This is a genomic window from Kutzneria buriramensis (genome assembly GCF_003387475.1).
Lineage (GTDB): Bacteria > Actinomycetota > Actinomycetes > Mycobacteriales > Pseudonocardiaceae > Kutzneria > Kutzneria buriramensis.
In genome coordinates this window covers 109,627-130,734 of the sequence record NZ_QUNO01000021.1, presented here as the reverse complement: position 1 = coordinate 130,734, position 21,108 = coordinate 109,627, and the positions used below count along the sequence as shown (strand labels likewise).

Genomic DNA, 21,108 nt, shown 5'->3' with positions numbered 1-21,108 from the left:
ATGACCGCGACCCTCACGGCGCCGGCCGTGGCCCCGCCCTCGGCGGCGGGGCCGCGCCGCCGGCGCCGCACCCTCTCCCCGACGCTGCTGGCGTTCGTGCTGGTGCCGCTGCTGGTCGAGACGCTGTGGGTGTTCTGGCCCGCGCTCCAGGGCGTGTACCTGTCGTTCACCAGCTGGGACGGCGTCTCGCCGGCGGTGATGGTCGGCTTCGGCAACTACGCGGAGCTGTTCTCCGACCCCACCTTCGGCCGGGCGTTCCTGGACACCGTGCTGTGGCTGGTGCTGTTCGGCGGCCTGTCCGCGCTGGGCGGCCTGGGCATGGCGCTGCTGCTGCTCAAGGACCGCCGGGGCGTGGGCTTCTACCGGGCCGCGCTGTTCACGCCGGTGGTGTTCTCGCTGGTGGCCACCGCGCTGATCTGGCAGGCGATCTACCAGCCGGACGGCCTGGTCAACACGATTCTCGGCGCGCTGGGCCTGGACAGCTGGCAGCACTCCTGGCTGTCCGACGCCAACACCGCGCTGTACGCGGTGATCGTGCCGGCGCTGTGGCGGCAGATCGGCTACATCATGGTGCTGTACCTGGCCGGTCTCAAGGGCATCGACCCGACACTGTACGAAGCGGCCACTGTGGACGGAGCGTCCAGGTGGCAGCAGTTCACCAAGATCACGCTGCCCCAGCTGAGCAGCGTCAACTCCGTGGTGCTGTCGGTGATCATCATCGACTCGCTGCGCTCGTTCGACGTCGTGTGGGCGCTCACCCGCGGCGGCCCCTACCACTCCTCGGAACTGCTGAGCACCTACATGTACTCCACCGCATTCCAGTCGCTGCGCCTGGGCTACGCCTCGGCGCTGGCCGTGGTGATCTTCGTGCTGGCCTTCGGGGTCATCCTCACGTACCTGGTGCGTGCGTTCCGGGACGCGGACGCATGAGCCGCCGCCCCAAAGGACCTCAGGCGGCGTTGAAGACCGGCGGCTACCACCTGGTGGCCGGCGGCATCTCCGTGCTGTGGCTGCTGCCCATCCTGCTGGTGGTCGTCACCAGCCTGCGCACCTTCGACGACGTCGCCGCGAACGGCGTCGGCAGCCTGCCGCACTCGTTCACGCTGGGCAACTTCGCGCAGGCGTGGATCGACGGCGGCGAGTTCCAGGCGATGGTCAACAGCCTCGTGGTCACCATCCCGGCCGTGATCATCACGCTGGCGCTGGGCGCGATCTCGGCGTTCGCGCTGAGCCGCTACGACCTGCCGTTCCGGCGGACGGTGCTGCTGGTGATGCTGGCCGGCAACCTGCTGCCGCCGCAGATCCTGCTGGTGCCGGTGTCGAAGATGGCGGAGATGCTGGGCATCTACGACACGCTCGGCGCGCTGATCGGCGTGCAGATCGGCTTCGGCCTGGGCTTCTACACCTTCGTGCTGTACGGCTTCATGCGGGCCATCCCGTCGGAGATCCAGCAGGCGGCGGTGATCGACGGCGCGACGCCGCTCCAGATCTTCTGGCGGATCATCCTGCCGCTGACCCGGCCGGCGCTGGCCTCGCTGTCCGCGCTGGCGTTCACCTGGGTGTTCAACGACCTGCTGTGGTCGATCACGGTGATCCGCACCGACACCAAGATGCCCATCACCTCCGCGCTGCTCGGCCTTCAGGGACAGTATGTGTCGCAATGGAACGTGATCGCCGCCGGCTCGGTGATCGCCGCCATCCCCACCGTCGCCGTCTTCCTCCGGTTCCAGCGGCACTTCGTGGCCGGGCTCGCGCTGGGGGCGGTCAAGTGACCCAGCAGTGGACGCTGCGTCTCGCGACCACCACGTACACCGTCGGCCTGCCGGAGCACCGCCGCTGGGCGGAGCTCCGGTCGTGGGGGCCTCTCGGCGTCGAAGACGGCCCGTCGCCGCTGGCCAACGTCGGTCGCACGCCGTATCTGACCGAGGCCGACGGCGCGCCCGTCGAGTACGCCCCGTTCGGGCTGCGGCCGTTCGCCGGAGCCGACCTGGTGGCTGGACCCGTTGGGGCAGCGCGGGAACTGTGGTGGCAGTTCGACTCGGCGTCCGCCACCGACACGTCGCTGCGGTTGACCTTCGGAGACGCCCTGACCGGCCTGCGTACCGATCTGTACTACAAGGTGGTTGACGGCACCGACGTCCTGCTGCGGTGGACCGAGCTGACCAACACCGGCTCCGCGCCGATTCGGTTGGAGCGCTTCGACTCCGCCGGCTTCTGCGTACCGGTCGACACCGCGCGGATGTCTTTCCTCATTGGACGGTGGGCGCAGGAGTTCCAGCTCCGGCAGGTCGTGCTGCCGGCGGGTCGGTTCTCGATCGGCAGTCAACAGGGCGTTGCCGGGCATGGGTATTCGCCGTATCTGGCCGTGCAGGACGCTTCGGACGACGGTCCCACCTGGGGTTTCCAGTTGGCGTGGCCCGGATCGTGGCACATCGACGCCGACATCGAGCTGAGCGGGTCGTGCCGGGTGCGGATCGGCCGGCAGCCGCACGAGTCGGCGGTGCTGCTGGAGCCCGGGGCGTCGCTGGAGACGCCGCAGGTGGCCGCCGCGCACAGCGCCGAGGGTCTCGGCGGCCTGGCCCGGGTGTGGCATTCGTACGAGCGACAACTGTCCCCCGGCGGCCGTCGCGTGCTGTACAACTCTTGGGAGGCAACGGAGTTCGCCGTCGAGGCCGACGGGCAGCTGGAGCTGGCCAAGATCGCGGCGGAGGTCGGCGCGGAGCTCTTCGTCGTCGACGACGGCTGGTTCGTGGGGCGCAACGACGACACCGGCGGCCTCGGCGACTGGACGCCCGATCCGGCGAAGTTCCCGCACGGCTTCGGGGCTTTCGTGGAAGAGGTCCGATCCCTCGGCCTGGAGTTCGGGCTGTGGGTGGAGCCGGAGGCGATCAGCCCCAAATCCCGGCTGTACGCCGAGCACCCCGACTGGGTGTACCACCTCGACGGCCGGCCGCCGACCCTGATCCGCAACCAGCTGCTGCTGGATCTGGGCCGGGAGGACGTGTTCGAGTTCGTACGGGCCACTTTGGACGATCTGCTCACCGACTACCCGATTCGGTACCTGAAGTGGGACATGAACCGGCCGCCGACCGAGCGAGGGCGCCCCGGCGCGGGTGCGCCGGAGTCGCTCGACCTGGACGGCGCCCATGCCCGGAACTACCTGCGGATCCTGGACTTCCTGCGGGCCGCCCATCCGAACGTGGCCATCGAGGGCTGCGCCGGCGGTGGCGCTCGGGTTGAGCTGGCGACGATTGCCCGTACGGATGTCGTGTGGCCCAGCGACAACACCGGTCCGCTGGATCGACTGTCCATTCAGTACGGATTCCTGCACGCCCATGCCCCGCACGTGATGAGCTCGTGGGTCACCGACGCGCCCGGCCTGTTCGACCCGCGGCCGCGATCCCTGCGGTTCCGGTTCGTGCTGGCCATGGCCGGGGCGTTGGGCATCGGCGCGGACATCCGGTCGTGGACCGTTTCCCAGCGTTCCGAGGCGGCTCTGCTGGTCGCGCAGTACAAGGAGCTGCGGGAGTTCCTGCACTCCGCCACCGTGACCATGATCGGCACGCCTTCGGATCCGACTTTCGCCATCCAGTACACCAGTCCCGACAAGGTCGTCGTGCTGGCGTGGAACACCGGCGCCTTGGACGGCTCCCCCGCGCTGTCGGCTCGGCAGCCTCGGGTGCGTCTGTCCGGTTTGGAACCGTCGGCGCGTTACGGCACGTACAGCGGGGCCTACCTGATGTCAGCCGGACTGCCCGTCAGCTGGGCGGACGTCGACGCGGACGTGATCGTGCTGGAGCGGTCGTGACCATCACCTTCGCGCCCGCCTCCGGCCGAATCCTCCAGGCCTCGGTGCGCGGCCGGGACGCTTTCTGGGTCGCTGCCGAGCCTTCCGGCTGGAACCTCGGCGGCGACCGGCTCTGGCTCGGGCCCGAGCGGGACTGGTTCTGGGCCGGCACCGCCCGTGACGACCTGTCGAAGCACCTCGTTCCCACCGAGATCGACCCCGGCAACTGGGACGTCGTGCACCAGCATGCCGACGGCGTCGACCTCGTGCTCACCGCCACGCTGCGGGACCGCAACACCGGCGCCGCCACCAGCGTCGTCGTCGAGCGGCACATCACCGTGCACGCCGACACCCGCTACGTCGCCGAGTACGCGACCGAGACCGTCCTCCACGTCCAAAGTGGACAGCCCGTCGACGCCTGGAGCGTCGTGCAGGTTCCACTGGGCGGGTTGCTGGAGATCGGTGTCACCGGCGGCTTCTCCTTCCGCGACCACCTTTCCTCCCCCGTCGACCCCCACCGGTTCGCCGTCGCCCGTGGAACCGCCGCCATCGACCTCGCCGGCAAGCAGATGACCAAGTTCGGGCTCACCTCCGACGTCGCCACCGGCCTGCTCCGGTACACCCTGCCCGGCCTCGTCATCGAGCGGCACGTCGACGTCCATCCCGGCGGCGACTACCGCGACGGCCCGTACCAGCAGACCGGCGACGTCATCCAGGTCTTCGAGGACGACGGCCACTACGGCGGCTACGCCGAACTCGAACACCACTCCCCCGCCGCCCACCCCGGCGAAACCGTCCTAGACCGCTGCCGCACCGTAATCCGCGCCACCTGAACCCCCGCGAGTCGCGCTGAACCCCCGCGAGTCGCGCTCTGGGGCACACCGAAATGCGGTTTCGTGCAGAACGGAGACCCGAGACTCGTTTCTGCCCGAAACCTACATTCGGTGTGTCTGAGAGCGCGACTCGCGGGGGTTGGGGTCGGTTATCCGATCGTGAGCACGGCCTTGCCGCGGACCTTTCGCTCGGCCAGCGCCTCGAACGCCGCGGGCGTCTCACGCCAGTCCGCCGCCAGCCCGATCCGCGGCCGCAGCCGGCCCTCGGCGACCAGGTCGGTGAGCACGGTCAGATCGGCGCCGATCGCGTCCTCCGGGGCGTCGCTGATGAAGCCGACGATCCGGCCGTTGTGCGCCGACCGGTAGAAGTCGCCGAGCCGGATCTCGGCCGCGCCGCCGGGTCCGCCGTACAGCACGACGGTGCCGTCCGGCGCGGTCCGGTGCAGGGCCTCGGTCAGCCCCGGGCCGCCCACGCCGTCAAGCACCAGGTGGAACGGGCCGTCGCCGTCGGCCAACGACGTGATCACGGAGTGCGCGCCGAGTTCGCGCGCCTCCTCCTCCCGATCAGCGCCACTGACCCACGCGGTGACCCGGGCGCCGGCCAGCGCCGCGAGCTGCACCGCGAACTGGCCGACGCCGCCGGTCGCGCCCGTCACCAGCACCCGCCGCCCGAACACGGCCCCGCCCTGCCACAACGCCCGCAGCGCGGTCAGCCCGGCCACCGGCAGTGTGGCGGCCTGTTCGAACGACACGCGGTCGTCGAACCGCGCGGCCCGGCTGGTCGGCACCGGCACCCGCTCGGCCCAGCCCTCCCAGTCCAGTCGGGCGGCCACCCGCGCGCCGACGGGCGGGCCGCCGCCGTCGGCCGCGGCCCGCACCACCACGCCGGCCACGTCCTGCCCCGGCCGCCAGCGGTCGGGCCGCATCTGGATCAGCCGCGCCTCACCGGCGTTGATCGCGAACGCCCGCACCTCGACGACCGACTCGTCGGGCGCCGGCGTCGGCTCGGGCAGATCGTCGGCCAGCAGCAGACCGGCCCGGCCGGCGGGATCGGTGACGTAACCGCGCATCGTCGCCCTTCTCAGTTGTTCGCGGCCGCGGCCGGCTCCTCGGCCTTCGCCGCCGGCGCGGGCGCCGGCGCGGCCGGCCGGCCCTTGGGCAGCAGCAGGGTCAGAACCGTCATCACCACGACCACACCGAGGTCGACCCACAGCGCGATCTCGGTGGCCGAAGCGTAGGACGCCGCCCCGGTCCGCGACCCCAGAGTCGCGAAATACAGCACGCCGATGGCGGCCAGGCCGGCCGCGCCGGCGAACTGCTGGGTCGTCGTCAGCGCGCCCGCGGCGACACCGGCCTGCTCGGGACGGATGCCCGACAGCGTGGCGCCGATCAGCGACGGCAGCACCAGGCCCTGCCCGAAGCCCATCACGGCCAGCGGCAGGATCATCCACAGCGGACCGACCGCACCGCCCAGCGTGTGCAGCTCCAGCACCAGCAGCAGCACGCCGACCACGTTGATCAGGCTGCCGAAGGTCAGCGTGCGCAGCCCGTACTTGGCCACCAGCGGCCGTCCCAGCAGCGACGTCGCCATGGCCAGCACCGCCAGCGGCACGAACGTGAGGCCGGCCTGCAGCGCCGTCAGGCCGAGGCCGGTCTGCAGCAACAGGCTCAGCGTGAACATGCTGCTCGCGAAGAACGCCATGAAGGCGATGTTGATGGCCAGCCCGGTGTTGAACGAGCGGATGCGGAACAGGGCCAGGTCCAGCAGCGGCTGGCCGCCGGAGTTGGCCAGTCGCCGTTCCCACAGCAGCGCGGCCGCCATCACCACGACCGAGGCGCCCAGCGACACGAAGGTCCACGCCGGCCAGCCCTCTTCCCGGCCGATCACCAGCGGCACCAGGGCCAGCGCGATCGCGCCGGAGATGCCGACCACGCCGACCGGGTCGAGGCCGGGCTTGCGCTGCGAGGCGACGCGCGGCAGCAACTGCCAGGCCAGCGCGAACACCACGATGCCGATCGGCAGGTTCACGAAGAAGATGACCCGCCAGCCCAGGTCGAACAGCTGCACGGTGAGCAGCAGGCCGCCCAGCACCTGGCCGGCGATGCCGCACAGGCCCATCACCACGCCGAACCAGGACAGGGCCTTCGGCCGCTCGGTGGCCGGGAAGATCGACGTGATCAGCGCGAGCACCTGCGGCACCATCACGGCCGCGGTCAGGCCCTGGATGAAGCGGGCGCCGACCAGCTCGGCCGAGTTCTGCGACAGCCCGCACAGCACGGACGCGACGGTGAAGCCGGCCATGCCGGTCAGGAACATCCGGCGGTGGCCCAGCAGGTCGCCCAGCCGGCCGCCGGTCACCAGGCCCATCGCGTAGGAGAAGGCGTAGCCGCCGACGACCAGTTCGAGGGCGACCTGGCCGGCGTGCAGATCCTGCTGCAGCGACGGGATGGCGACGTTCACGGCGTTGCCGTCGAAGCCGTACATGAACGTCGCCGACAACAGCACCGGCAGTATCCACCAGCGGCGCGGTTCCAGCTCGGACACAGGTCCCCCCCTTGTTCGACATCCGTCAACTATTCGATGTTCGTCGTATATTACTGCGATCATCGAATCAGGGCCAGGCCTCGGCTATGCTCGTCATGTGAACATTGCGGTCGCCCAGCCAGCCGTGACGGAGCTGCGTCTCGAGTCGGTACTCGCCGCGCTGGCCGATCCGGTGCGCCTCGCGCTCGTCCGGGTGCTGGCCGGCCAGGGCGAGTCGGCCTGCTACCACGCGGCCCACCAGGCCGGGCTGACCATCTCCCGCTCGACCGTGTCGCACCACCTGCGCATCCTGCGCAACGCCGGCGTGATCTCGCAGCGCGTCGAGGGCACCGCCCGCATCGTGCGGCTGCGTGAGGACGACCTGGCCGCCTGCTTCCCCGGCCTGCTGGAGGCCGTCCTCAACGCGCCCGCGCCGCGGGACTGACCCGTCACCGGCCGACGAACCGCGCCCGGCCGGCGCCGTCGGTCACGAAGCTGCGCATGCCGATCAGCCGGTCCTCGGTGCCGAACAGGTCGCTGAACAGCGACGTCTCCCAGTCCAGCGCCTCGGCCATCGGCAGGCCGGCCCCGACGTCCACGGCGGCCTTGGCCGCCCGCAGCGCCGCTGCCGGCCCCGACACGAACTGCTCGGCCCACCGCCGCGCCGCCGGCACCAGATCGGCCTCGTCCACGATCTCGTCGACCAGTCCGATCTCCAGCGCCTCCACCGCGTCCAGCTGGCGCCCGGTGAACAGCAGGTCCTTGGCCTTCGCCGGCCCGACCAGCCGGGTCAGCCGCTGGGTGCCGCCGGCGCCCGGGATCACCCCGAGCAGGATCTCCGGCAGGCCCAGCCGGGCCTGCGGGGTGCAGATCCGGCGGTCGGCGGCCAGCGCGAGCTCACATCCGCCGCCGAGCGCGTAGCCGTTCACCGCGGCCACCACCGGCTTGGGAATCCGGGCCACGGCGTCGAAGGCGGCCTGCAGGCGGGGCGCGTGGTCGGCCATCTCCGCGTGCGACATCTCCGCCATCTCACGGATGTCCGCGCCAGCCGAGAAGATCCGCCGCCCGCCGGTGACGACCACGGCGCGGACGTCGTCGCGCTCGGCGGCCTGCGTCGCCACCGCCCGCAGATCGGCCTGCGCCGCGACGGACAGGGCGTTCACCGGCGGCCGGTCGACCATGATGGTGCCGATCCCGCCGTCCACCAGCAGCCGCACCAGCGGCGTGGTCGTCACGCCCACAGCAGGCCTCCGTTCACTTCCAGCACGTGCCCGTTGACGTAGGAACTCGCCTCGGCGGCGAGAAAGACCGCGGCCTGCGCGGCCTCGGCCGCCGAGCCCGGCCGGCCGAGCGCGAACCGGGACCGGTAGGCCGCCCACACCTTGTCGTTCCCGGTCAGCTCCCGCCCCATGCCCTCGTCGAGGATGCCCGGCGCGAGACAGTTGACCAGAATTCCCTTGCGCCCCAACTCGATCGCCGAGACCTTGGTGAACATCTCGACGGCGGCCTTGGTCGCGCAGTAGCCGGCCGCCCCGATGGCGACCCGGGTCGCCATGCTCGACGACACGTTCACGATGCGGCCGCCGCCCTGGCGCTCCATGTGTCCGACGGCGGCCCGGGTGCAGTGGAAGACGCCGCTCAGGTTGACCCCGACCATCTCGTTCCACCGGTCCACCGGCAGCCGGTGCACCTTGCCGTCGTGGTTGACGCCCGCGTTGGCGACCACCACGTCCAGCCGGCCGTGCCGGTCCACGGTCCGGTCCATCAGCCGCTGCGCCGAGTCCGGGTCGGCGACGTCGACCTGATCGAACTCCATCAGGTCGACGTCGGCCGGGCCGGGCCGACGCGACGCGCACACCACGGTCGCGCCCTCGATCGCGTAGGCCTCGGCGATCGCCCGTCCCAGGCCTCTGGTGCCGCCGGTGACCACGGCGACCTTTCCCTTGAGCAGCATCGCTCCTACTCTCCTCAGTACCAGGTGAGCACGGCCGCGCCGGCGCTCATGCCGCCACCCACAGCCGCGAACAGGATCCGCTCGCCGCGCACGAACGGCCGCTGCCGCTCGGCGGTGCGCAGCGTGATCGGGATGGACGCGGCGCCGGTGTTGCCGAAACGGGGCGCGGACAGCACCACGCGGTCCATGCGCACACCCAGTTCGTGGGCGAGGTCGGCCAGCATCCGGGGATTGGCCTGGTGCAGCACCAGTCTGTCCACATCGGACAACAGCAGCCCGGCCTCGTCGAGCGTCTCCACGACGAGGCCGGGCAGGGTGGCCATGGCGTACTCCCGCACGGCTCTGCCCTGCATCCGGAACAGGTGCTCGCCCTTCTCCCGCGCCGGCTCGTCCAGCGCCATGCGGGTGCCGCCGGCGGCGACCTCCACCAGGCCGCGGTGCTCGCCGTGGGTGACCAGCCGGTGCGCGTGCAGGCCGTGGCCCTCGGGAACCTGGCCCAGCACCACGGCGCCGGCCCCGTCCCCGAACAGCGTCACCGTCCGGCGGTCGCCACGGTCCATGATCGTCGAGTAGATGTCCGCGCCGACCACGAGGACCCCGCGGTCGTCGGTGACCAGCTGGGAGCCGACCACGAGCGCGTAGAGGAACCCGGCGCACACCGAGTTGACGTCGAACGCCGGCATCGGCGGCAGGCCGAGCCGGCCGTGCAGGACGGCGGCGGTGGCCGGCTGCGGTTGGTCCGGAGTGGACGTCGCGAGCACGATCGCGCCGACGCCGGCCAACGCCCCGGGGTCGCGCGAGAGCATGTCGTCGACGGCGCGGTGGGCCAACTCGGAGGTCGGCGTGCCGACGTCGGCGTAACGGCGCTCGAAAACGCCGGTACGGTCACGGATCCAGTCCTCGGTGGCGCCGCTCCACCGCGCCACCTCGGCGTTGCCGACGACGTGGTCGGGCACATAGCTTCCGGTGTTGAGAATTCCGACGGGCATGTTGCCTCCTCAAGGACCCCCCAGGCCAGGCCGAACGCTGCCCGGCTCGCCTCGAACCCGACTCGAAGTCCGATTGATGAGATCGCTCAAGTCGTTCTGTAGCCGGGGACATCGTGGAAGTGCTTACCGTCGTGGGAAAACCGTGCGCAGGAAAGGGAGTTGGCGTGCCTGACTTGACCGGCCGGACGGCGCTGATCACCGGGGCCAGCAGGGGAATCGGACGGGCCACCGCGCTGCGGCTCGCCGCCGACGGCGCGGCGGTCGCCGTGCACTACTCACGGGAGGAGGCCGCCGCCAAGGAGGTCGTGAACGAGATCGGCGAGCGGGGCGGCGTGGCGTTCGCCGTCGCCGCCGAGCTGGGCGCGCCGGACGGCGTGGACAAGCTGTTCGCCGGACTGGACGCGGGCCTGCGCGAGCACACCGGCGGCGACCGCCTCGACATCCTGGTCAACAACGCCGCCGTCGGCTGGCCCGGCTCGATCGAGAGCATCCGACCCGAGGACTTCGACCGGGTCTTCGCGGTCAACGCCCGCGCGCCGTTCTTCGTGGTGCAGCAGGCATTGCCGCGGCTCAACGACGGCGGCCGGATCATCAACGTCTCGTCGGTGGTCGGCCGGCTCGCGTTCCCGGCGGACATCGCCTACGCGATGACCAAGGGCGCGCTGGACGTCTTCACCCGGCACCTGGCCAAGGCGTTGGCGCCGCGGCAGATCACCGTGAACTCGGTGGCGCCGGGCGTGATCGACACCAGCGGCACGCCCCGGCGGCTGGGGCATCCGGAGAACTGGGACGCCGACAGCGTGCGCACCGTGCTCGCGGCCCGGTCGGAGCTGGCCGGCCGGGCGGTGCTGGGCCGGATGGGCCGGCCGGAGGAGGTCGCGGACGTGGTGGCCTTCGTCGCCTCGCCGGACGCGCGCTGGATCACCGGCGACTGGTTCGACGTCAGCGGCGGCTCATTGCTGTGAGACAGCGAGGAATCGGGGCCGCACCGGTCGGTGCGGCCCCGATCGGCGTCCTCACACGGACGGCACGAGCACCACGGTGCCGTGGTGCTGGCGGCCCTCCACCATCTCGTGGCCCCGTGCGGCGTCCGACAGCGGCAGCCGGGCGTGCACGGCCGACACGACCCGACCGGCGCGCAGGTGCTCGGTCAGCTCGGCGACGCCGTCGCGGAAGGCGTCCGGATGGGCCCGGCGCCAGGTGTTCAGCGCGAATCCGGTGACGTGCTTGAGGCCGATGAGGTCCATCACGGACACGCTCGGAATCTCCCGGCCGCCGCCGGCCGAGCCGAAGAACACCAGCCGTCCCGACGGCGCGAGCAGCTGGATGCCTTGGCGCAGCACGTCTCCGCCCACGCTGTCCAGGACGAGGTCCACGCCGCGGCCGTCGGTGGCGGCACGCACCTCGTCGGCCCAGTCCGGCTTCGTGTAGTCGACGACCACGTCCGCGCCGAGCGAGCGGGCGAACTCCAGCTTCGCCGGGGTGCTGGCGGTCGCGACGACGAGGCCGGCGCCCGCGAGCTTCGCCAGCTGCACGGCGAGATGCCCGATGCCGCCCGCCGCCGCGTGCACGAGGACGGTCTCGCCGGCCGCGAGCCGGCCCTCGCTCAGCACGCCGACCGCGATGGGGCCGCTGCCGGCGAGCACCGTCGCCGCCCCCGCGTCCAGTTCCGCCGGCACCGGGATCAGCGTGGCGGCCTCGGCGACGACGTGGTCGGCGTAGGCGCCCTCCAACAGGAACGCGCCCACGCGGTCGCCGACGCCGACACCGGTGACATCGGGCCCGAGCGCGGCGACGACGCCGACGACATCGCCGCCGAGCACGACCGGCAGCTTCGGCCGCCACACCGGCGCGGGGAAGATGTCGCGCCGGATCTGGGTCTGCGCGAAGCCGACGCTGATCGCCTCGGCGGCGATCCGCACCTGGCCGGCTGCCGGCTCGGGTACTGGGACCCGTACCGGCCGCAGCACGTCGGGCGCGCCGTAGCTGTCGATGGGCATGGTCAGCATCGCGTGACTCCCGTCTACCATTCGATCGGCCCGTCGGCGGACTGGAACGTGCCGGTGGGGCCGGTCTCGTCCAGCGTCGCCAGCCGGACCACGATCTCGGCCCCCTCGGCGGCGGTGCCGGGTCCGCGGTGCCCGTTCAGATCCGTCGCGACGAAGCCCGGCTCCGCCGCGTTCACCTTGATCCCGTCCGCCCGCAGCGCGTTGGCGTACAGGATGGTCAGCGAGTTGAGCGCCGCCTTGGACGAGCAGTACGCCAGCATCTGGTAGGCGGCCAGCCGTTCGTGCTGCTCGCTGTTGCGCCGCTGCGAGCCGAGCCCGCTGGACAGGTTGACCACCCGCGCCGCGGCCGACCGCCGCAGCAGCGGCACCATGGCGGAGGTCACCGCGACCACGCCGAAGACGTTGGTGTCGAAGGTCTCCCGCATCTGGCCGGCGGACACCTCGGTGACCGGGACGCCGGCGTCCACCAGGATTCCGGCGTTGTTGACGAGCACGTCGAGCCGGCCGAAGTTCGTCTCGACGAACGCGGCGGCCGCCTTCACCGTCTGCTCGTCGGTGACGTCCAGCTGGATCGCCCGCGCGGCCACACCGGCCGCGGCGAGTTGCTTGAGCGCGAGTCCGGCCCGCTGCGGGTCGCGGATGCCGAGCACCACCGTCATGCCGAGCCGGCCCAGCGCCAGCGCGGTCTGGTAGCCGATTCCCTTGTTGGCGCCGGTGACCAGCGCGATCGCGCTCATCGGGCCCCTCCCGTCGACGGCAGCAGGTAGGACAAACCGTGTCGTGCGGCCAGTTCCAGCACGCGGTCGCGGTCGGGCGGCCCGGCCGACACCAGCTCGGCCAGCTCCTCGAACATCCGCTCGGCCCCGCCGGGGGTCGCCACGCACAGCATCCGGGCCGGCGCGTCGCCCACGTTGCGGAAGCCGTGCGGCACCGTGCGCGGGCCGTGCACGACGGTGCCGGGTCCGGCGACGTGCAGGTCGTCGCCGAGCCGGATCTCGTAGCTCCCCTCGAGGACGTAGAACGTCTCGTCCTCGCGGTCGTGCCGATGCGGCGGCGGGCCGCCGCCCGGTGGCGTGGTCAGCTCGAACAGCGAGAACAGGCCGCCGGTGTCGGTCGACCGCAGCAGGAACCGGCCCTGCTCGACGGTCCAGCGGACCGGCTCGACGTCGGCGGTCGCGACGACCTTGCCGGGGGTGATGGTCACCGTGTCACTCCTCAGCTCACCGGCGCGGCGGTCGGCCGCGGCCGCGGCGCCGGCCGTCGCCGGCCACTGATCCACTTCTCCGCCGGGCGCTCCACGCCCGTGTGCAGCAGCCAGGCCAGCGGCGCGGAGATGACGAACGCCAGCGCGATCAGCCCGATCGCGGTCGGCGTGTCCCACGTCCGGCCCGGTCCGAGGGCCAGGTGCCCGAAGTGCAGGACCATCCAGTGCACCAGATAGAAGGCGAAGGCCAGCTCGCCGAGTCGGACCATGGTGTTGCTGGAGAACGGCGTGCGCCGGCCCTTGATGTCCGCGGCCGCGCAGGCGCCGATCACCAGCGCCAGCGAGGTGCCGATGGCGACGTAGCCGTAGGACACCGGCAACACGAAGATGCCGGCGAGATAGGCCAGCACGACGATGCCGAGCGAGGGCAGCACTCCCAGCCCGGGCCACTTGCCGGCCTTGATGACGCGGGCCAGCACCATGCCCAGGAAGAAGTCCAGCGCTCGGGTCACCGGCAGCAGCTCGACCAGCCACACCCGCCACACCGGGCTGGTGTAGTACATCGGCGTGGCCGGCAGCAGGTTGGCCACCAGCGGGACCAGGAAGATCGCGACGACCACGACGCCGGCCCACAGCCACAGCCGCCGCTCGGCGATCTTGTTGACCAGCAGGAACAGCAGCGGCGCGGCCAGGTAGAACCAGGCCTCGCAGGCCAGCGACCAGCTCACCACGTCCATGCTGAACATGTTCTGCACGCGCGGGATCCACGGGTGCAGCATCAGCAGGTTGGGCAGCGCCACGTCCAGGCCGACGGCCTGGCCGAGGGCGAGCAGGCACACCAGCGCGACCGCCCAGGCCACCGCGTGGTTGGGGAAGATCCGCGCGAACCGGCGGCGCCAGAAGGTGCGGGCCGGCACGCCCGGCTTCCAGGTGTAGGTGAGGATGAAACCGCTGAGGATGAAGAAGAAGGCGACGGCCATCGGGCCGGCCTTCTGCATGACGAACTGGCTCGCGTGCCCCATGCCGGCGTTGGCGAAGGGCAGCTCGTAGGTCGAGTGGAAGAGGAACACGATCATCGCGGCGATGAAGCGCATCCCGGTCAGCGAGGGCAGCAGCGTGCCCGATCTCTGCTGTGGCGCGGTCGTGGTCACAGGTCATCAGCTCCATTGGCCGGAAGTGCTTGGAGAATGGGCCGCACCGGTGGAGCCGGGCTCGAGTCCGACTCGGCGAGGACGTCCAGGATCGCCTTCTGCCGGTGGTCCCGGCGCGCGCTGAGCCGCTCGTACCCGTCGGCGCCGAACAGGCGTTCCGCCTCCGTGCTCAAATCGTCCACAGTGGACGGGTCGAGCGCCGGCGCGCCGAGTCCGGCCCAGGTGCGCGGCATGCTCGGCGCGACCGAGGTCAGCCACTTGCGCAGGCCGCCCGGCCCGCCGCCGAGATGGAACGCCTGGAACGGGCCGACCGTCGCCCAGCGCAGCCCGACCGACTGCGTGACGACCTCGTCCAGCTCGGCCATGTCCAGTACGCCCTCGCGGACGAGATGGATGCTCTCGCGCAGCAGTGCGGCCTGCAGCCGGTTGGCCGCGAAGCCCGGGACGGCCTTGCGCAGCACCACCGGCGACTGGCCGAGGCTCCGGTAGAACTCGACCGCCCGGGACACGGCGTCGGGATCGGTCCGTTCGTCCGGCACGACCTCCACCAGCGGGATGAGATGCGGCGGGTTGAACGGATGGCCGACCACGAGCCGCGACCGGTCGGCCATCGACGCCCCCATGTCGGCCGGCAGCAGTCGGGACGTCGAGGACAGCAGCAGCGCGCCGTCGGCAAGGTGCGGCTCGATCTCGGCGAACAGCGCCTGTTTGAGCTCCAGCTGGTCCGGCGTGTTCTCCAGCACGACGTCCACATCGGACACCGCGCCGGCCCGGTCGTGCCGGATCTCCAGCAACGCCAGGGCATCGGCGATGGCGAGCTTGTCGCCGCGCACAGTCGGGTGGAAGAGCTCCATGGCGTCGGTCGCCAGCTGCTCCGCGTCCGCCCGACGTGAGTTCAGCCGCACCCGCACGCCGCGTGCCAGCAGCAGCACCGTCCACCCGAGGCCGATCGTGCCGCCGCCGATCACGGCGACGGTCTTGTCCGTCATCGACACTGTCTCCAGATCCCTTTCAGGCCAGGCACTCCGGCACCGTGCCGCCGTTGAACTCGACCATATCCCCGAAGGCGCCCAGCACGTCGAGTGGCGCGCCCGGACGTTCGCCGCCCAGCTCCGCGTACGCGCGGTGCAGGTTGCCGACGAGCCGCTCGGGGTCCAGCAGCGAGGCGAATTCGCCGAGGTCGGCCTGCCGGGCGGCGTCCAACGGCGCCAGGCCGGCGGCGCTGCCCTCCACCGCGAGGCGGCCGAGCCAGAGCAGGTACCGCTCGGCCGCGTCGAGCACCTCGACGCCCGCGACGGGGCCGTGGCCGGACACCACGACCTCGGGCTCCAGCGCGCGCAGCACCGCCAGCGCCTGGTGCGTGCCGACGATCGATCCCATGAGGTGGAAGGGAGTGCAGCCGGACATCACGACGTCGCCGGCGAACAGCACGCGTTGGTCGGGCAGCCAGCCGACCACGTCGTTCGTGGTGTGCGCCGGGCCGACATGGATCAGTTCGAGCCGCCGCTCCCCCAGGTGCACGGTCAGCCGGTCGGAGAAGGTCACGGACGGCAGCCGCAGCCGGATGTCGCCCCACGCCACGTCCGGCCACAGCCCGGTCAGTCCCAGCCCGACGGCGGCCATCTCGGTCCGGGCGAGCTCGTGGGCGATCACGGTGACGCCGGCCCCGAACACGGAGTTGCCGAAGGTGTGGTCGCCATGGCTGTGGGTGTTGACGATCGTGCGCACGGGACCCGCGCCCAGCCCGTCGACGGTGTCCCGCAGCCGCAGCGCGCGAGCCTCGGTGGCGACGGTGTCGATCACCACCACGCCCTCGTCGTCGACCAGCACGCCGGCGTTGTTGACGCACCAGCCGCCCTCGGGCTGGACGTAGACGTGCACGCCGTCGGCGATCTCCCGCAGCGCGGGCTCGGCCCGCAGCGCGGTCACCGTGCCGCCTCGGCGAATTCCTTGGCGTGCGCCAACGTGGTCAGGCTGTTGCCGCCCAACGCCTTGCGGGCGAAGGCGCGCGCGTCCTGAAGGGTGGCCGAGGCGCCGAGCACGCCGGCCACCGCCGCCGGGTCGATCAGCACGGTGTGCGTCGCGGTGACGGTGGCCCCGGTCGCGGTGGGCCGGAACGACCACTGTCCACTGTGGCCGATCAGCAACGCCGGCGGCAGCACCTGCTTGTAGACGATCAGCTCGTCGGGGAAGCAGACGCGGACCGAGCTGGTGGTGTGGGTGTCGCCGTCCTTCGTCACGGTGTCCATCTCCAGCCGCTGGATGCCCGGCGCGGTCTCGACGAGGTCCACCCGCCGGACGTGCGGCAGCAGGTCCGGCCACCGGTCCGCCTCGTCGATGAACCGGTACGCGTCGGCGGCCGAGCCGGCGATCTCCACCGAGTCCTCGAACGTGAAGCAGGCCTGGTCGAGCGGCACGCCGAGCTCGGCGATGCGCCGCAGGCCGGCCAGCTCCGCCTCGCTGTTGCGGTCCAGCGTCTGCTCGATCCACCCGACGGCCTCTTCCTCCGTCGCGGCGAACCGGTGCCGCAGCAGGACTTCCGAGCCCTCGGCGGAGTCGCGGAACTCCCAGCGGCCGCCCATCGAGGCGACCGGCGGCTGGCTGCGCTCCTGCCGGAACGCGACGGCCGACGGCTCGAACTCGCGGCGCGAGGTCCAGGTCAGCACGCCGTCGCCGGCGACGGCCCAGATCTGGAACCGCTCGCCGCGCTCGTCCCGCGCCAGGTGCCGGACGTGCACGGTCGGCGCGAAGATCACCGGCCAGCGGGTGACGTCGCGCACCAGGTCGTACACGGCGGCGGCCGGCGCGGCCACCGCGATGCCGTGCTCGACGTCGCGTTCGCGCAGAGTCTCCATCAGCCGGCCTCCACCAGCGTGCCGTTGACCAGGTCGAGCACCTCGGCCGGCGTCGCCAGCCCGGCGATGGCGTCGTCGGCGATCTGCACGCCGAAGCGCTGCTTGATCAGGGCGGCGGTCTCGATCAACGCCAGCGAGTCGTAGCCCAGCTCCGCGAACGGCGTGTGCTCGATGTCGCCGAGCAGCAGGTCGTCCTCGCCGGCGCTTTCGACGAGAATCTGCCGCAGGTCGGCCAGGGTGATCCGGTCGGACATGTCAACTCCTCTGAGTGGAAGGGAATTCGCGCACGACGGCGGCCGCGTTGAAGCCGCCCCGACCCCGGGCCAGCACGAGCGCGGTGCGCACCGGCAGCCGCCGGGCGCTGCCGGTGACCAGGTCGAGCCGGTAGTCCTCGCCGGCGGCGCTCGGCGTCGGCGGCACCACACCGTCCCGAATGGACAAGAGGGCGGCGGCGACGTCGAGCGGCGGGCCGCCGGAGTACAGCCGGCCCGTCAGCGCCTTCGGCGCGGTGACGGGGACGCCGTACGGGCCGAACAGCGACACCAGCGCCTCGGCCTCCTGCCGGTCCAGCTCGGGCGTGCCGGCCGCGTCGGCGAAGACCACCTGCACGTCGGCGGGGCTCACCTCCGCCTGCTCCAGCGCCAGCCGCGCGGCACGGCCGAGTCCCGGCGGGCGGCCCGACCCGGGTCGTGGGTCGAAGGTGGCGGCGTAGCCGGCGATCTCTCCGTAGACCCGGGCGTCACGCTCGCGTGCCGACGACTCGTTCTCCAGCACGAGGATCGCGCCGCCCTCACCGGCCACGTAGCCCGAGGCGGTCGGGTCGAACGGCCGGTACGCGGTCGCCGGGTCGTCGTCCGTGGTGAGCCGCCCGCTGGCGATGTGCGACACCCAGCCCCACGGGTCGAAGGACGACTCCACGCCGCCGGTCACCATGAGCCGGGCGCCGCGGGCGAGGTTGCGGCGGGCATGGCCGATGGCGTCGAGGCCGCCGGCCTGCTCGGCGACGACGACGCCGCTCGGGCCGCGCATGCCGTGCCGGATCGAGATCTGCCCGGTGTTGACGGCGTAGAACCAGGCGAACGACTCGTAGACGCTGACGAACTGCGGGCCCCTGGTCCACAGCTTCTGGATCTCGGTGTGGGTGAAGCCGAAGCCGCCGGACGCGTTCGAGGTCACGACGCCCATGCCGTACTCGGGCAGCGCGGCCGGGTCGACGCCGGCGTCGGCGAGCGCGTCCTCGGCGGCCACCAGCGCCAGCCGGGTCACCCGGTCGGTCTGCGGCAGCAGCCGGCCCGGCAGCCGCCCGGCCGGATCGAGGTCGACCTGGCCGGCCAGCCGGACCGGGTACTCGGACACGTCGAACCCGGTCAGCCGGCCGATGCCGGTCCGCCCGGCCAGGGTCGCCCGCCAGTAGTCCTCGGCGCTGACGCCGTTGGGCGCGAGCACGCCGATACCGGTCACCACCGTCGGCTCGGTCGCGGTCAGCGTGGTCGTCATCGGTCGCCCTCCCGGGGGTCGCGCAGCACCATCGCGCTCTGGAAGCCGCCGAACCCGCTGCCGACGGTCAGCACCGAGCGGACCCGGTGCTCACGGGCCTGCAGCGGCACGTAGTCCAGGTCGCACTCGGGGTCCTTCTCGTGCAGGTTGGCCGTCGGCGGCACGGCGCCGTTCTCGATCGCCAGCGCGCAGGCGGCGACCTCGATGGAGCCGATGGCGCCGAGCGAGTGGCCGATCATCGACTTGATGGAGCTGACCGGCACCTCGTAGGCGTGCCGGCCGAGCGTCGTCTTGAAGGCCGCGGTCTCGTGCCGGTCGTTCTGCTTGGTGCCGGAGCCGTGGGCGTTCACGTAGTCCACTTCGGACGGATCCAGCCGCGACTCGGCCAGCGCATGCCGGATCGCCTCGGCCATCTCCCGGCCGTCCGGCTTGAGCCCGGTCATGTGGTAGGCGTTGGCCCGCGTGGCGTAGCCGGTGATCTCCGCGTACATGTGCGCGCCGCGGGCCTTCGCGTGCTCGTACTCCTCCAGCACGAACATGGCGGCGCCCTCGCCGAGCACGAAGCCGTCCCGGGTCCGGTCGAACGGCCGGGAGGCGTGCTCCGGGTCGTCGTTGCGGGGGCTGGTCGCCTTGATCGCGTCGAAGCAGGACACGGCGATCGGCGAGATCGGCGCGTCGGACGCGCCGGCCACCATCACGTCGGCCGAGCCGTCCTGCAGGACCTGGTAGGCGTAGCCGACCGAGTCGATGCCGGACGTGCAGCCCGAGGAGACCACGCTGACCGGGCCCTCGGCACCGACGGCCCAGGCGACCTCGGCCGACATCGCGCTGGGCACGAAGTAGTCGAACAGGTGCGGCGAGGCGTAGTCGTTGTCCACCAACCAGTTCCGCCCGGTGTCGGAGAGCACGAGGTACTCCCGTTCGAGGCTGGTGGTGGCGCCGACCGCGCTGCCGACGGTGACGCCGATCCGGGCCGGATCGACGTCGTCGAAGACGATGCCGCTGTCGGCGGCGCACTCGCGGGCGCTGACCACCGCGAACTGCGCGGCGCGGTCCATCCGCCGGATCTCCCGGCGGCTCAGGCCCGCCTCGGCCGGGTCGAAGTCGCACTCGGCGGCGATCTGCGACCGGAACGGCGCCGGGTCGAAGAACGATATCCGCCGCGTCGCCGTGCGGCCGGACATGAGCAGCTCCCAGAACGACTTGGCGCCGGCGCCGCCGGGCGCCAAGACCCCGATGCCGGTGATCACCACGCGTCGGCTCACCGCGTACCTCCTGGCTGGACTCGCACTTCAGCTGGCCGCGCGCCAGCGATGCGTCCACGCTCGCCCGGCCGGCTCAAACGCGACTCGATTACCGCTCGCGCGGGTTTTCCCTTGGCTCACAACGACTTCCAGCCGACCGTCGAGTCGACGGCCGGCTGGACAGCGGTGTGCGGGGCGCGGTCGGCGCCCGGGGACCAGCGGCGGATCAGGCCAGCGCCCGGTCCGCCTCGGCGAGCCGGGGCAGCGGCACGATCGGGGTGTCGTCGAGGGCCGGGTCACAGGTCAGCACCGAGCGCACCAGGCGCTGGAGCTTCGGCGAGGGTTCCAGCCCCAGCTCGTCGATCATGTTCTTGCGCAGGTCGTGGAAGACGCCCATGGCGCGGATGCGTTGCCCCGACCGGTACAGCGCGAGGATGTACTGCGCGCACAGGTCCTCGTGGAAGCGGTGCTGGGCGGTGAGCCCGGCCAGCTCGTCGAGGATCACGCGGTGCAGGCCGAGCCGCAGGTCCAGCTCGAACCGGTGCTCGATCATCGTCAGCCGGGACTGCTCCAGGCGGGCCACCGCGGCCCGCAGCAGCCGGCCCTGCTCCACGTCCATCAGCGCCGGTCCGGCCCACAGGGCCAGCGCCTCCCGGAAGTCGCGGTGCGCCGCCCGCAGGTCCCCGTCGGACAGCGCCGCGGTGGCGGAGCGGTCCAGCTCCCAGTACCGGTCGAGGTCGAGCCGGCACAGGTCGGTGTCGAACCGGTAGCTGTTGCCGCACGTCTGGAGCAGCCGCTCGGCGACCTCGGCCAGCGACCAGCCCAGCGCCGCCGCCAACTCCTTGCGCAGCTGGAGGATGTACGTCTGCATGGTGGTCAGCGCGCTCTTGGGCGGCCGGACGTCCCAGAGCTCCGACACCAGCGCCGACACCGGCACGGCGTGCCCGCCGTTGAGCAGCAGCAGCGCGAGCACCTTGCGTGGCTTGCGCGCCGTGGGCACCGCGTCCACCCCGCGGTGCCGCACGGCTAACACGCCGAGAACATTGATGTCCATATTCTCC

General features: G+C 72.0%; 22 protein-coding genes. 6 read left to right on the top strand and 16 right to left on the bottom strand.

Annotated elements, in window-relative coordinates; genetic code table 11:
• Genes BCF44_RS45140 through BCF44_RS45125 form a run of 4 tightly spaced genes read left to right on the top strand, consistent with a single transcriptional unit; the run spans position 1 to position 4,620 of the window.
• A complete protein-coding gene (locus tag BCF44_RS45140; RefSeq protein WP_116180696.1) occupies positions 1 to 930 on the top strand; it encodes a carbohydrate ABC transporter permease in 930 nt (309 codons plus the stop codon).
• Positions 927 to 1,772, top strand: a complete 846-nt coding sequence (locus BCF44_RS45135) for a carbohydrate ABC transporter permease (RefSeq protein WP_116180695.1) — start codon at positions 927 to 929, stop codon at positions 1,770 to 1,772. The genes BCF44_RS45140 and BCF44_RS45135 overlap by 4 nt, the downstream gene beginning before the upstream one ends.
• The gene (locus tag BCF44_RS45130; RefSeq protein WP_116180694.1) at positions 1,769 to 3,808 is read left to right on the top strand and encodes an alpha-galactosidase; all 2,040 of its coding nucleotides are present in this window, start codon (positions 1,769 to 1,771) and stop codon (positions 3,806 to 3,808) included. The genes BCF44_RS45135 and BCF44_RS45130 overlap by 4 nt, the downstream gene beginning before the upstream one ends.
• Positions 3,805 to 4,620 carry a hypothetical protein gene (locus BCF44_RS45125; protein ID WP_116180693.1) on the top strand — a complete coding sequence of 272 codons (816 nt, stop codon included), beginning with the start codon at positions 3,805 to 3,807 and terminating at the stop codon, positions 4,618 to 4,620. Before BCF44_RS45130 ends, BCF44_RS45125 begins: the two co-directional genes overlap by 4 nt.
• Positions 4,621 to 4,769: 149 nt before the next feature.
• Here BCF44_RS45125 and BCF44_RS45120 read toward each other — a convergent pair whose 3' ends face one another.
• Positions 4,770 to 5,690, bottom strand: coding sequence for a zinc-binding dehydrogenase (locus tag BCF44_RS45120; protein ID WP_116180692.1), 921 nt, complete (start codon positions 5,688 to 5,690; stop codon positions 4,770 to 4,772).
• An 11-nt stretch (positions 5,691 to 5,701) separates the two neighbouring features.
• Positions 5,702 to 7,165 carry an MFS transporter gene (locus BCF44_RS45115; protein WP_170218087.1) on the bottom strand — a complete coding sequence of 488 codons (1,464 nt, stop codon included), beginning with the start codon at positions 7,163 to 7,165 and terminating at the stop codon, positions 5,702 to 5,704.
• 97 nt (positions 7,166 to 7,262) lie between these two features.
• Here BCF44_RS45115 and BCF44_RS45110 point away from each other — a divergent pair, with 97 nt between their 5' ends.
• Positions 7,263 to 7,589: an ArsR/SmtB family transcription factor gene (locus BCF44_RS45110; protein WP_246016189.1), complete on the top strand. Its 327-nt coding sequence runs from the start codon at positions 7,263 to 7,265 to the stop codon at positions 7,587 to 7,589.
• 4 nt (positions 7,590 to 7,593) lie between these two features.
• Here BCF44_RS45110 and BCF44_RS45105 read toward each other — a convergent pair whose 3' ends face one another.
• Genes BCF44_RS45105 through BCF44_RS45095 form a run of 3 tightly spaced genes read right to left on the bottom strand, consistent with a single transcriptional unit; the run spans position 7,594 to position 10,087 of the window.
• Positions 7,594 to 8,379 (bottom strand): enoyl-CoA hydratase/isomerase family protein, encoded by a 786-nt coding sequence (locus BCF44_RS45105; RefSeq protein ID WP_379801395.1) that lies wholly within the window; start codon positions 8,377 to 8,379, stop codon positions 7,594 to 7,596.
• Positions 8,376 to 9,098 (bottom strand): SDR family NAD(P)-dependent oxidoreductase, encoded by a 723-nt coding sequence (locus BCF44_RS45100; protein ID WP_116180690.1) that lies wholly within the window; start codon positions 9,096 to 9,098, stop codon positions 8,376 to 8,378. The genes BCF44_RS45105 and BCF44_RS45100 overlap by 4 nt, the downstream gene beginning before the upstream one ends.
• Before the next feature lie 14 nt (positions 9,099 to 9,112).
• The gene (locus BCF44_RS45095) at positions 9,113 to 10,087 is read right to left on the bottom strand and encodes a 3-oxoacyl-ACP synthase III family protein (RefSeq protein ID WP_116180689.1); all 975 of its coding nucleotides are present in this window, start codon (positions 10,085 to 10,087) and stop codon (positions 9,113 to 9,115) included.
• A 164-nt stretch (positions 10,088 to 10,251) separates the two neighbouring features.
• Between BCF44_RS45095 and BCF44_RS45090 the strand changes: the two genes are divergently transcribed.
• Positions 10,252 to 11,052, top strand: a complete 801-nt coding sequence (locus tag BCF44_RS45090) for an SDR family NAD(P)-dependent oxidoreductase (RefSeq protein WP_116180688.1) — start codon at positions 10,252 to 10,254, stop codon at positions 11,050 to 11,052.
• 51 nt (positions 11,053 to 11,103) lie between these two features.
• Here the strand turns inward: BCF44_RS45090 and BCF44_RS45085 are convergent, their stop codons facing one another.
• The 11 genes from BCF44_RS45085 to BCF44_RS45035 form a co-directional block, all read right to left on the bottom strand.
• Complete coding sequence (locus tag BCF44_RS45085; protein ID WP_116180687.1) at positions 11,104 to 12,096, bottom strand: quinone oxidoreductase family protein; 993 nt, start codon at positions 12,094 to 12,096, stop codon at positions 11,104 to 11,106.
• Positions 12,097 to 12,110: 14 nt separating this feature from the next.
• A complete protein-coding gene (locus BCF44_RS45080) occupies positions 12,111 to 12,833 on the bottom strand; it encodes an SDR family oxidoreductase (protein ID WP_116180686.1) in 723 nt (240 codons plus the stop codon).
• The gene (locus BCF44_RS45075; protein ID WP_211353526.1) at positions 12,830 to 13,300 is read right to left on the bottom strand and encodes a cupin domain-containing protein; all 471 of its coding nucleotides are present in this window, start codon (positions 13,298 to 13,300) and stop codon (positions 12,830 to 12,832) included. The genes BCF44_RS45080 and BCF44_RS45075 overlap by 4 nt, the downstream gene beginning before the upstream one ends.
• A gap of 11 nt (positions 13,301 to 13,311) precedes the next feature.
• A complete protein-coding gene (locus BCF44_RS45070; RefSeq protein ID WP_116180685.1) occupies positions 13,312 to 14,451 on the bottom strand; it encodes an acyltransferase family protein in 1,140 nt (379 codons plus the stop codon).
• Positions 14,448 to 15,440 (bottom strand): 3-hydroxyacyl-CoA dehydrogenase NAD-binding domain-containing protein, encoded by a 993-nt coding sequence (locus tag BCF44_RS45065; RefSeq protein ID WP_116180684.1) that lies wholly within the window; start codon positions 15,438 to 15,440, stop codon positions 14,448 to 14,450. The genes BCF44_RS45070 and BCF44_RS45065 overlap by 4 nt, the downstream gene beginning before the upstream one ends.
• 22 nt (positions 15,441 to 15,462) lie before the next feature.
• Entirely contained in the window at positions 15,463 to 16,380 is a 918-nt protein-coding gene (locus BCF44_RS45060; protein ID WP_246016188.1) for an MBL fold metallo-hydrolase, read from the bottom strand.
• Positions 16,377 to 17,306, bottom strand: a complete 930-nt coding sequence (locus BCF44_RS45055) for an aromatase/cyclase (RefSeq protein WP_116180683.1) — start codon at positions 17,304 to 17,306, stop codon at positions 16,377 to 16,379. Before BCF44_RS45055 ends, BCF44_RS45060 begins: the two co-directional genes overlap by 4 nt.
• The gene (locus tag BCF44_RS45050) at positions 17,306 to 17,560 is read right to left on the bottom strand and encodes an acyl carrier protein (RefSeq protein ID WP_116180682.1); all 255 of its coding nucleotides are present in this window, start codon (positions 17,558 to 17,560) and stop codon (positions 17,306 to 17,308) included. The genes BCF44_RS45055 and BCF44_RS45050 overlap by 1 nt, the downstream gene beginning before the upstream one ends.
• 1 nt (position 17,561) lies before the next feature.
• Entirely contained in the window at positions 17,562 to 18,803 is a 1,242-nt protein-coding gene (locus tag BCF44_RS45045) for a ketosynthase chain-length factor (RefSeq protein WP_116180681.1), read from the bottom strand.
• On the bottom strand, positions 18,800 to 20,068 hold the full coding sequence (locus tag BCF44_RS45040) for a beta-ketoacyl-[acyl-carrier-protein] synthase family protein (RefSeq protein WP_116180680.1): 1,269 nt from the start codon (positions 20,066 to 20,068) through the stop codon (positions 18,800 to 18,802). The genes BCF44_RS45045 and BCF44_RS45040 overlap by 4 nt, the downstream gene beginning before the upstream one ends.
• 205 nt (positions 20,069 to 20,273) lie before the next feature.
• On the bottom strand, positions 20,274 to 21,101 hold the full coding sequence (locus BCF44_RS45035; protein ID WP_116180679.1) for an AfsR/SARP family transcriptional regulator: 828 nt from the start codon (positions 21,099 to 21,101) through the stop codon (positions 20,274 to 20,276).
• Positions 21,102 to 21,108 lie beyond the last annotated feature (7 nt).

Excerpts from the sequence above, each read along its gene's own strand:
- BCF44_RS45140 (WP_116180696.1), top strand. The coding sequence starts at position 1 with ATGACCGCGACCCTCACGGCGCCGGCCGTGGCCCCGCCCTCGGCGGCG.
- BCF44_RS45135 (WP_116180695.1), top strand. The coding sequence starts at position 927 with ATGAGCCGCCGCCCCAAAGGACCTCAGGCGGCGTTGAAGACCGGCGGC.
- BCF44_RS45120 (WP_116180692.1), bottom strand. The coding sequence starts at position 5,690 with ATGCGCGGTTACGTCACCGATCCCGCCGGCCGGGCCGGTCTGCTGCTG.
- BCF44_RS45100 (WP_116180690.1), bottom strand. The coding sequence starts at position 9,098 with ATGCTGCTCAAGGGAAAGGTCGCCGTGGTCACCGGCGGCACCAGAGGC.
- BCF44_RS45095 (WP_116180689.1), bottom strand. The coding sequence starts at position 10,087 with ATGCCCGTCGGAATTCTCAACACCGGAAGCTATGTGCCCGACCACGTC.
- BCF44_RS45085 (WP_116180687.1), bottom strand. The coding sequence starts at position 12,096 with ATGCTGACCATGCCCATCGACAGCTACGGCGCGCCCGACGTGCTGCGG.
- BCF44_RS45080 (WP_116180686.1), bottom strand. The coding sequence starts at position 12,833 with ATGAGCGCGATCGCGCTGGTCACCGGCGCCAACAAGGGAATCGGCTAC.
- BCF44_RS45065 (WP_116180684.1), bottom strand. The coding sequence starts at position 15,440 with ATGACGGACAAGACCGTCGCCGTGATCGGCGGCGGCACGATCGGCCTC.
- BCF44_RS45055 (WP_116180683.1), bottom strand. The coding sequence starts at position 17,306 with ATGGAGACTCTGCGCGAACGCGACGTCGAGCACGGCATCGCGGTGGCC.
- BCF44_RS45050 (WP_116180682.1), bottom strand. The coding sequence starts at position 17,560 with ATGTCCGACCGGATCACCCTGGCCGACCTGCGGCAGATTCTCGTCGAA.
- BCF44_RS45045 (WP_116180681.1), bottom strand. The coding sequence starts at position 18,803 with ATGACGACCACGCTGACCGCGACCGAGCCGACGGTGGTGACCGGTATC.
- BCF44_RS45035 (WP_116180679.1), bottom strand. The coding sequence starts at position 21,101 with ATGGACATCAATGTTCTCGGCGTGTTAGCCGTGCGGCACCGCGGGGTG.